This window comes from Erythrobacter sp., assembly GCF_038133525.1.
Lineage (GTDB): Bacteria > Pseudomonadota > Alphaproteobacteria > Sphingomonadales > Sphingomonadaceae > Qipengyuania.
Genome location: NZ_JAYPTL010000053.1, coordinates 1 through 9,063, shown reverse-complemented (window position 1 = coordinate 9,063; position 9,063 = coordinate 1). Strand labels below are relative to the sequence as shown.

Annotated in this window: 15 protein-coding genes; 5 read left to right on the top strand and 10 right to left on the bottom strand. The window is 63.4% G+C overall.

Features of this window, described 5'->3' with window-relative positions:
• A partial coding sequence (locus AAFM29_RS13180; RefSeq protein ID WP_341713249.1) for a hypothetical protein occupies positions 1 to 292 on the top strand: 292 nt, incomplete at its 5' end.
• Here the strand turns inward: AAFM29_RS13180 and AAFM29_RS13175 are convergent.
• The 6 genes from AAFM29_RS13175 to AAFM29_RS13150 all read right to left on the bottom strand — a co-directional run bounded on the left by AAFM29_RS13175 (position 289) and on the right by AAFM29_RS13150 (position 4,759).
• The gene (locus tag AAFM29_RS13175; RefSeq protein ID WP_173212871.1) at positions 289 to 912 is read right to left on the bottom strand and encodes a MarC family protein; all 624 of its coding nucleotides are present in this window, start codon (positions 910 to 912) and stop codon (positions 289 to 291) included. The two genes, AAFM29_RS13180 and AAFM29_RS13175, sit on opposite strands and share 4 nt — an antisense overlap.
• Positions 909 to 1,445 carry a hypothetical protein gene (locus AAFM29_RS13170; RefSeq protein ID WP_341713248.1) on the bottom strand — a complete coding sequence of 179 codons (537 nt, stop codon included), beginning with the start codon at positions 1,443 to 1,445 and terminating at the stop codon, positions 909 to 911. Before AAFM29_RS13170 ends, AAFM29_RS13175 begins: the two co-directional genes overlap by 4 nt.
• A 137-nt stretch (positions 1,446 to 1,582) precedes the next feature.
• Positions 1,583 to 2,479 (bottom strand): bifunctional methylenetetrahydrofolate dehydrogenase/methenyltetrahydrofolate cyclohydrolase FolD, encoded by an 897-nt coding sequence (gene folD / locus AAFM29_RS13165; protein WP_341713247.1) that lies wholly within the window; start codon positions 2,477 to 2,479, stop codon positions 1,583 to 1,585.
• Position 2,480: 1 nt separating this feature from the next.
• Complete coding sequence (locus AAFM29_RS13160) at positions 2,481 to 2,762, bottom strand: YggT family protein (protein ID WP_341713246.1); 282 nt, start codon at positions 2,760 to 2,762, stop codon at positions 2,481 to 2,483.
• A 68-nt stretch (positions 2,763 to 2,830) separates the two neighbouring features.
• Positions 2,831 to 3,736 (bottom strand): acetylglutamate kinase, encoded by a 906-nt coding sequence (gene argB / locus AAFM29_RS13155; protein ID WP_341713245.1) that lies wholly within the window; start codon positions 3,734 to 3,736, stop codon positions 2,831 to 2,833.
• Between the two features lie 108 nt (positions 3,737 to 3,844).
• Entirely contained in the window at positions 3,845 to 4,759 is a 915-nt protein-coding gene (locus AAFM29_RS13150) for a sulfotransferase domain-containing protein (RefSeq protein ID WP_341713244.1), read from the bottom strand.
• A 136-nt stretch (positions 4,760 to 4,895) separates the two neighbouring features.
• On the opposite strand from AAFM29_RS13150, the gene AAFM29_RS13145 reads away from it, so the two are divergent.
• From AAFM29_RS13145 to AAFM29_RS18105, 3 genes are all read left to right on the top strand, one after another.
• Positions 4,896 to 5,735 carry an SDR family NAD(P)-dependent oxidoreductase gene (locus AAFM29_RS13145; RefSeq protein ID WP_341713243.1) on the top strand — a complete coding sequence of 280 codons (840 nt, stop codon included), beginning with the start codon at positions 4,896 to 4,898 and terminating at the stop codon, positions 5,733 to 5,735.
• A gap of 427 nt (positions 5,736 to 6,162) precedes the next feature.
• On the top strand, positions 6,163 to 6,534 hold the full coding sequence (locus AAFM29_RS13140) for a hypothetical protein (protein ID WP_341713242.1): 372 nt from the start codon (positions 6,163 to 6,165) through the stop codon (positions 6,532 to 6,534).
• 148 nt (positions 6,535 to 6,682) lie between these two features.
• Positions 6,683 to 6,778 carry an SEC-C metal-binding domain-containing protein gene (locus AAFM29_RS18105; protein ID WP_371830748.1) on the top strand — a complete coding sequence of 32 codons (96 nt, stop codon included), beginning with the start codon at positions 6,683 to 6,685 and terminating at the stop codon, positions 6,776 to 6,778.
• Positions 6,779 to 6,870: 92 nt separating this feature from the next.
• Here AAFM29_RS18105 and AAFM29_RS13135 read toward each other — a convergent pair whose 3' ends face one another.
• From AAFM29_RS13135 to AAFM29_RS13125, 3 genes are all read right to left on the bottom strand, one after another.
• Positions 6,871 to 7,149 (bottom strand): YjhX family toxin, encoded by a 279-nt coding sequence (locus tag AAFM29_RS13135; protein ID WP_341713241.1) that lies wholly within the window; start codon positions 7,147 to 7,149, stop codon positions 6,871 to 6,873.
• A gap of 207 nt (positions 7,150 to 7,356) precedes the next feature.
• Positions 7,357 to 7,611, bottom strand: a complete 255-nt coding sequence (locus tag AAFM29_RS13130) for a DUF465 domain-containing protein (protein WP_341713240.1) — start codon at positions 7,609 to 7,611, stop codon at positions 7,357 to 7,359.
• Between the two features lie 103 nt (positions 7,612 to 7,714).
• On the bottom strand, positions 7,715 to 7,867 hold the full coding sequence (locus tag AAFM29_RS13125; RefSeq protein WP_341713239.1) for a hypothetical protein: 153 nt from the start codon (positions 7,865 to 7,867) through the stop codon (positions 7,715 to 7,717).
• A gap of 121 nt (positions 7,868 to 7,988) precedes the next feature.
• Between AAFM29_RS13125 and AAFM29_RS13120 the strand changes: the two genes are divergently transcribed.
• Positions 7,989 to 8,471, top strand: a complete 483-nt coding sequence (locus AAFM29_RS13120) for a hypothetical protein (RefSeq protein WP_341713238.1) — start codon at positions 7,989 to 7,991, stop codon at positions 8,469 to 8,471.
• Positions 8,472 to 8,518: 47 nt separating this feature from the next.
• Here the strand turns inward: AAFM29_RS13120 and AAFM29_RS13115 are convergent.
• Positions 8,519 to 9,063 (bottom strand): ribonucleotide-diphosphate reductase subunit beta (locus AAFM29_RS13115; RefSeq protein ID WP_341713237.1); only part of this gene is annotated, 545 nt, incomplete at its 5' end.

Genomic DNA, 9,063 nt, shown 5'->3' with positions numbered 1-9,063 from the left:
GGCAGGCGACTACCGGAATGATTTCTTCAATCGTTTCGTTGGAGATCGGTTTTCGGTGATTCGTCACGGCAAGCGACTGACCTACGAACGCGACGAATTCACAGCAGTGACGCCGCGCTTCCTGTCTCGCGACGATTGGTCAATCATCGCCAAGCGCGGCGCCAAAAGCTTACACGAAGCAGGCTGGCGTGGCTGCTTTCTCGACAATGGGAAGGTATGGTTCGAGGCTGACTCGGCAGGCCTGCGCCTTGTCGCCATCAATCATGACCTCGAATGGGAATCCTACGACTAAAGCCCGAACGAGTTCTTCAGCCCGTCGATCACATATTGTGCGGCCAGCGCGGCGAGGAGCACGCCGAGCAGGCGGGTAATGACCGCCTCGACCCGGTCGCCGAACAGTTTCATCAGCGGGCCTGCGGCGATCAGCGCGACCATGGTCAGCAGCAGTACCGCTGCAAGCGCAGCGAGAACCACCAGCGTGCCCTCTAGGCCCTTGGCCGTGCTGGTCAGCAGCATGACCGAGGCGATGGCGCCGGGTCCGGCGAGCATCGGCATGGCCATGGGGAAGACCGAAACATCCTCAACCTCGGGCGTCGCGGCGACTTTTTCTGCACGCTCTTCGCGGCGCTGGGTGCGCTTTTCGAAGACCATTTCGAATGCGATCCAGAACAGCATCAATCCGCCCGCGATGCGGAAGCTGTCGAGCTCGATATGCAGCGCGCCGAGCAGATCCTCGCCGAACAGGGCAAAGACGACCAAGATCGCCGCAGCGATCGCAGTCGCGCGGATTGCCATGTTGCGCCGCTGGGCCTGCGTCGCGCCCTTGGTCAGGCCGGCATAGATCGGCGCGCAGCCCGGCGGGTCGATCACCACGAACAGGGTGATGAAGGCGGAGATGAAGAGCTGGGTCATGACGGGTTGGCGTCGATGCTTTCTCGTAGGACGAACTGCCAAGCGGAACCGTCCCACATCCTTGCAACGACGCGACGGGATCGGTCGGGCTCAACTGTGACGTACCAATCCAAGGTGCCATCGTCGGAGCCTCCCTTATGGATGGAGGCACCCGGAGGACTAACAATAACTGCTGGGAATTGCTTGCCGTCACAACTGGCTATCTTTGTGCGGATAAAATCGGGTTCTACCAGCGGCTCCGCCACCATATCGCCCTGATCCATCACCCATTTGTATTCACCATTCTGCTGGCGCTGCCAGACCGTGGTGAAATACCCTGACGTGCCATTGGCACGCTGCCAGGCGCCGCGCGTCACCGCCAAACTACCGTCGCAGCTGGACCAGACTTCATGCGGTTGCCACTTCACCGCTTCGGCAGGATCGGCCTGCTTCCTGAGCCACTCTTGCGCATTCACCGGATCGGGCACGAACATCACCGCGTCGCCGGTCGCATAGTCGCGGAACGCGGTCCATTGGCCCTTTTCCTGCGCCATACGGGCGAAGGCGAGTTCGGTGGCAACAACCTTGCTAGGCACCGCCGTGGGCGTCAGTAACCGCGCATAGCGATCGTAGCGGCTCGGTCCGCTCGCACATCCCGCCAGGGCGAGAGCCAGCAGGACCGCCGCGAACCTCACAGCGCGCCCTCAGGCAGCTCGAGTCCCTCGTTGCGATAGGCCGCGACGATAGTGTTGCGCAGCAGTACGGCAATCGTCGTCGCGCCGACCCCGCCCGGTACCGGGGTGATCGCACGGACGTGGCCCAGTGCCTCGTCATAGGCGACATCGCCGACGATGCGGCCCTTCTCTTCCCCTGGCTCGGGATCGAGGCGGTTTATCCCGCCATCGAGGACAACCGCGCCGGGCTTGAGCCAGTCTCCCTTGATCAGGAAGGGTACGCCGACTGCCGCCACCACGATATCCGCGCGCCGAACCACGTCGGGCAGGTTGCGCGTGCGACTATGTGCCATGGTGACGGTGCAGTTCTCTGCCAGCAGGAGCTGCGCCATCGGCTTGCCGAACAGAATCGAACGGCCGATGACGACCGCGTCCATCCCGCTCAAATCGCCCAGCATGTCCTTCAGGATCATGGTGCAGCCGAGCGGGGTGCAGGACACCAGCGCATCCATGCCCAGAACCAGGCGCCCGGCATTGGCCGGGGTGATGCCATCGACATCCTTGTCCGGGTCGATCTCTGCGATGACCGCCTTTTCGTCGAGGTGCTTGGGCAGAGGCAGCTGGACGAGGATGCCGTCCACACTGCGATCGGCATTGAGCTGGCGCACCAGCGCGACGAGTTCATCCTGCGGCGTGTCTGCCGGCAGGCGATACTCGAAACTTTCCATGCCCGCCGCAACGGTCGCCTTGCCCTTGCTTCGTACATAGACCTGGCTGGCGGGGTCTTCGCCCACCAGCACCACCGCGAGGCCTGCCTTGCGCCCGGTCGATGCCTCGAACTTCGCCGCATGTTCGCCGACGCGTGCGCGCAATTTGGCGGCGAAAGCCTTTCCGTCGATAACCTCGGCCGTCATCTCAATAGGGCCCCAGGCCCACGAGGATACGGATGAAGACCCAGATGGCCATCAGCAGCACCATGGGGGAGAAATCGACCGCGCCGGTATCGGGCATGATCCGCCGGATCGGGTTGAGCAGCGGAGCCAGCAGCCGGTTGATCGCGTCGTAGACGCTGTAGAGGAACGGCTGGCGAGGATCGACGATGTTGAAGGCAAACAGCAGGCCGATGATGATCCAGACGATCACGATCATGTTGAGCGTTTGCGATAGCATGATCAGGATATCGATGATGGTATTCATGAAGTCCGCGTTCCCGTTGGTTTAGCCTCACCCAGTGCCCTACAAGAGCAATACGCCCTTCGCCACCCCTATCCGGCGCTGACCAGCGTGCCCGCACCGCGCGCGGTGAAGAATTCGAGCAGCATGGCATGCGGCACGCGCCCGTCGAGCACAACCGCAGCCTCGCACCCTGCCTCGACCGCCTTCACGCAGGTTTCGAGCTTGGGAATCATCCCGCCACTGATCGTGCCGTCTTCGCGCAGGCGGGCGATGTCGGTGGGGGTGAGATCGGTAAGCAAATTGCCCTGCTTGTCGAGCACACCCGTGACATCGGTCAGCAGCAGCAAACGCGCGGCGCCAAGTGCCGCCGCAAGCGCACCCGCCATGGTATCGGCATTGATATTATAGGTATGCCCATCCTCGCCCACCCCGATCGGCGCGACTACCGGGATCATCCCGGCTGCGGTCGCGGTCTCCAGAACGGTCGTGTCGACCTTGGACGGTTCACCGACGAAGCCAAGATCGAGTGCCTTCTCGATGTTGCTGTCGGGATCCTTCTGCGTACGCGAAAGCTTGGTCGCAGTGACCAGACCGCCATCCTTGCCCGAAATGCCGATCGCCTTGCCCCCTGCGCGGGCGATCGAGCCAACGATCGCCTTGTTGATCGCACCCGAAAGGACCATTTCCGCGACATCGGCTGTCTGCTTGTCGGTTACGCGCAACCCATCGACGAAGGTGGTTTCGACTCCCAGCTTTTCGAGCATCGCGCCGATCTGGGGCCCACCGCCATGGACCACCACGGGGTTGATGCCGACCGCCTTGAGCAGCACCACATCCTCGGCGAACTCGCGCGCGGCGCGATCGTCGCCCATGGCATTGCCGCCGTATTTCACCACGAAGCTCTTCCCGGCATAACGCTGGAAATAGGGCAGCGCCTCGATCAGCGTTTCCGCCTTCGCGTGGATGTCGGGGCCGATAGTGCGCTCCTGGACCATAACTCGCTGTCGTCTCCGCTGCCGGTCTGGGCCGAGCGCTTAGCCGTGCGGCTGGCGCGCGTCCACGGGGAATGGCGTGATTGCTAGCTTCCAATGGCGGGCAAGTTGCTACCCACCCAGCGCGTCGATCTCTTCCGCCAGGCTGGCGAAATCCTTGTGTCCCGTCATTGGCGCCACGCGTTCGGCCCACAGCGCGTCGATCTGCGCGCCGACCGCGGGCGGGACGAGCTTCGCATCGCTCCCTTTCGCCTGCACCTTGGTCGAATCGCTGTCCGCCGGAATGCCGACCTTCGCCTCAAGCGCACCCGCCATCATCGCATCGTCGAACTTGTCCTTGTGCCGGTACATGTATTCGCGGCTGGTCATATCCATCACCAGCGCCAACGAGCTGTTGTCGAGCGGGATTCCGCAGAATGCCGCAAGCCGGCGGATCATTGCCGCCCGGTTCGACACCGCCCAGCGATAGGTCGCCAACAGCGTATCGGGCTCGTTCCGCCGCGCATACCAGCTGAGCAGGTGGGTATAGTAGTCGCAACCGCCAGGACCGCCCGCCAGCCACAGCGGGAAGAATTCCTCGATCCCGATGCTACCCGGTTCGAACATCCAGCCTTCCATGAAGCGATAGAAGGAAACATAGGTTTCGTGCGGGTCGCGCAGCGTCACGACATAGCGGCAGCCGGAGGGCAGGCGCTCGTACTCGCGATGTGACTTGAACCCGCGCGGCTCGGCCTTCTGCGGCTGGTTCATGTCACTGTCGGTGATCACCGCGCTGTCTTCCCACGGGGTCATCCGGCTGATGTCGTCGAAAGCCATGTCGCCTGCGCCGGTCGCGGCGGCCATGCGCAACTGGTGGAACATCTGCTGGATGAACGTCGTCCCGCTCTTGGCCCAGGTGGTGATGAAGACATCGGTCGGGCGTGGGTCGATCGGCTTGAAATTCTCGGTCGGGAACCCCGCCAAGGCGCCGAAATTGATAACCATTTCCTCGACGCTGCGTGCGCGTCGGCCAAGCCCAGCGGTCATTCGACACCCCTCTCATTGATTTCGCGCAACCAGGCATGGCTATGCACCGGGGCGGGCTGGAGGCCAAGCCCCATTGCCGGGTGGGGGCCGTGGGTGCATGCTCGCGGCAGGGGCCAGGAACCAAGGAGAGGGAATCATGCAGCAGCTTGAAGGGAAAGTCGCTTTCGTCACCGGCGCAGGATCGGGGATCGGCCTGGGGATCGCGCAGGCGCTCGCCGCGGCCGGGGTCAAGGTCATGCTGTGCGACATCGAGCAGGCGGCGCTCGATACGGCGGTCGCGGGGCTGGCAGGCACCAATGCCGATGTCGCAGGTGTACGCGCCGACGTCAGCCTGAAGGACGAGCTGCGCAAGGCGGCAGACGAAACAATCGCACGGTTCGGGAAGGTCCATATCATCGTCAACAATGCCGGGGTCGGCGGGGGCGGCGACTATGGCGAATGGACCGACGCCAGCTGGGACTGGACCATCGGGGTAAACCTGATGAGCGTGATCTGGGGGATCGAGATCTTCGGCCCGCTGATTGAGAAGCATGGCGAAGGCGGGCAGATCGTCTCGACCGCCAGCATCGCCGGGCTGATCGCGGCGGTGAACCCTTCCTACAACGTCACCAAATACGGTGTCGTCGCGCTGAGCGAAGGCCTGCGCCCGACGCTGGCGGAGCGCGGCATCGGCGTCTCGGTGTTGTGCCCCGGCTTCATCCGCACGCAGATCATGGATTCGCGCCGCAACCTGCCTGCTCGCTTCGGCGACATCGAGGAGATGAATGAAGGCGCCAACGAGATCGTCGCCGCCGCGCGCGAGGCGATCGAGCATGGCATCGACCCCCGCTATGTCGGCGAGCTAGTGCGCGAAGGGATCGAGGGCGACTGGCCCTATATCGTCACCGATACCGAATTCGAGCCGATCATCGCCGAGCGTTTCGCGAACATCACCGCCGCCTTCGACCGCATCCGTAATCGCGTACCCCAGCGATAGGGCAAGTGTAGGACGAAAGTTGGTTTCCCCTGGCGGCAACCCGCCGGGATGGAACACATGGAACACGGTCCTGGAGAAAGAATCTCTCAGGGACGCAAGCCGCCTGCGCGGTTGTGCGGGCAGGCGGGAAACGGGCGCTGGCATGGGACGCCGTTGGAGCATGTCGGGGGCGATTAGGAAACCGCCCCTGACGGCTAACCCCTTGCCTTCCCTGCAATTTCGAACTAACGGCGCCATCCCGATCGCGGATGGGCTGCGAGGGGCGCTGCAAGATCAAGGGAGGCAGCCGATGTTTGCATTGCTGATACCTCCGCCCGCGCTCGAATGCGCGGAGACGCGCACCACCGCCTGAGCCGTCCCGCATCCGCGAGGGACGGCCTAGCCCGTTCCTCGCGCGAGGGATTATTCCATTTACCTGCGTTTTACCGTGCCCGGCACGGTCACGCGCGCGCACGTCGCGCCGGGGCCGTTCCTGTTGGCCAGCAACCTCTATTGGGATGGCGACCCCGATAACGACCCGGTCCTGATCGCACTGCGGCGCGAGCTTGACTGGTTCAACGACCGCCTGCCCGTGCCCAAACGGTTTGCCGTTCGCGCCAAGGGCCGGTGGTGGAAGGATGGGGTCTGCTGGTTCCGTGACGACGCACGAGAGATGCTTGCCCATATGCAGGCGCTCGTGAGCCTGATCGAGGACTGCGGCGTTCCCGTCACGCGCAGCTGGACCCGCGATCCGGGTCAACTGCTCTATCGCGACCGCTGGCAGGTGGTCGCCATGCCGGAGCGCTATCTGCTCCATTGACGACAACCCCGGGGCGCGCCGCGTTCCGAGCAACTGAAGGAGGCATCCATGCCTATCGACTACGAAACCATGCCGAGCTTTCGAGCGGACCAGCAAGCGACGTAAAGGCTTCCCCAGCGAGACCCGCGTCAAACGCGGGCTCAGAACCTTGAAGGGTGGAGAGATCGAATTGCTTGAGAAGCTCGGGCGGAACGATCCCTGCCCCTGCGGGTCGGGGAAGAGGTTTCAAGCGTTGCTGCCTTAGGGGCGGTCGGTTCGACGGTATCGGACGGCGCGACTACTGGCGATGAAGCTGTGGGAGCGAGGGTGGTGGGACCATCCCTCGCCCCCCGATGCCTAGCGATTGTCGAGCTGGGCCCTCACCGCAAGGAGGCCGGCACGGGTGACGCGATAGGGTCCGCCGCCGTAGCTGGCGATGAAACCGCGTTTCTTCAGCCGGGCAAATGTCGCCAACCGACAATCGACCAGCATGTGGCCATCGCGATTGTAGCATTCGACCGCACTGATCGGCGGCCGTGCCTTGTTGCCGCTCGCCTCGCCATCACGCCTGACAAGGATATGCCCGCCCTGCGCGAGCGCGTGCAGCGTGCGCTGCTCCGCCTTGGAAATATTCATGGGATTGCATTCCGCTATACCGTGCGCGCGCAGGCCGGACGCGGTTGCGCGCGGGAGCGGCGGTCCGATGGACCGCCGGCGATAGCCATGCGTTCACCGGCCCTGGTTCGGGCCGGGCATGGCAATCAGCGGAAGGCAAGCTCTGACATAATTCTCCTGGTGGCGACGACTAGCGGAGGGACGGCAGCGCGGTCAACCGCGCGCCTGTCACGCCGCGGTGCGTGCCCGGGTGACGAGGGCGGTGATTTCATCGAGCAGGGCAAGGCGCTGCTTCTTGAGCGTCTCGGTCCGTTCGTCGCTCGCTGCCTCGGTCTCGGCCTCGATGCGGTGCACTTCGCGGTTGAGCTCGTGATACTCGTCCGCGAGCCGCGCGAAATGCGGATCCTGTGTCTTGAGCCGGGTCAGCACCTCGCGATCGCGAGCGAAGATCTTTGTCAGTTCATTGGGCGTGTGCTGCGACATGTGGGGTCCTTTCTGCGGTATCCACTGGTCGAATACGGCTGGCCACACATGCCGTCGTTGCGCTGGATCAATTTCGGTTGGTGCGTGACATCCGCGACGACGTTCAGGCGCCCTCTTTCTCCTGCGCAGCGACCATCCGTCGCAGCACGGCGGCCCGCGCGCGTTCCTCGGTGAAGGCCTTCTCCGGATGCGCTGCGAACTTCTCGAGCAGGCTCCGCAGCTCCTTTTCCCGATCGGCCATGGTGGTCATGGGCATGGTTCCTCTCCTCTTGCGAAAGGAGACTATAGCACATCCAGCGCCTATGGCGTTGCGGCAGGTCGAGACCGACACGAAGTTGCCTGCGCGAGAGACGTTTTCGCGATTCCTAGGAGCACAAATGACCGCCATTTTCGCAGCGGACCTTCCTGATGATAGCCTGCTTGCCCTGCATCGCGGGGACGAGTGCTATCGCGACGCCTTCTACGTCGAGGTGGGGCAGCCAGTGTCGCTCTCGGCGTTTATTGCGAGCTTCTATAGCAGCAGAGCATTCTGGCCCGAACGGATGGTGCTCCACTTGATCGGGCGCGGCGCCAATCGCGCCGATATTGCCGAACTGGCCAATGGGCAAAGCAAGCACTTCGCCGCATGGAGCGTCGAGGCTCGCACAGATTACCAGGTCCTATTGCGCGATTTCCAGGACCGGACTTGCAGTTGGCTCGCGGTGGAAGCAGTTGAGGGTGCGCGCGCTACGCGGCTGTGGTTCGGCTCCGGGCTGCGTCGCCCGGAAGCCTTCCTGGTTCGCACCCTAACTGCAGTGCACCGCTGGTACTCTCGCCGATTGCTGGCCGGGGCTGTGAGAGTTTCGGCTAACTCTATGTGATCCAGCCCGCGGCAAGCTAAGGGTCGCTTCCTGACGCTAGGTAACCACTACTCCGCCGCTTGCACTCCAGCGTCATCCCCGAACAGCCCCGGGCCTTCGTCCACGGTCTCTTCCTCGTTCGCGGCCTTGGCCTTCTGGCGCTTGTCGAAGCTGGCCCAGACGGTGTTCCAGTCACCCTTGGTCGCAGCCTTCGAATATTCGGTGGCGCGGGTTTCGAAGAAGTTGGCGTGTTCCACGCCGTTGAGCAGCGGGGCGAGCCAGGGGAGCGGGTGGTCGTCGACCATGTAGATCGGCTGCAGGCCCAGCTGGCCCAGGCGCCAGTCGGCGATGTAGCGGATGTACTTCTTGATATCCTTGGCGGTCATGCCGCTGACCGGGCCCATTTCGAAGGCGAGGTCGATGAAGTTGTCTTCCAGCCGCACGGTCTTCTGGCAGATGTCGATGATATCTTCCTTCACCGCCTTGGTGAAGCAGTCACGCTCGCGCACGAATTCATGGAACAGGCGCACGATGCCCTCGCAGTGGAGGCTTTCGTCACGCACCGACCAGCTGACGATCTGGCCCATGCCCTTCATCTTGTTGAAGCGCGGGA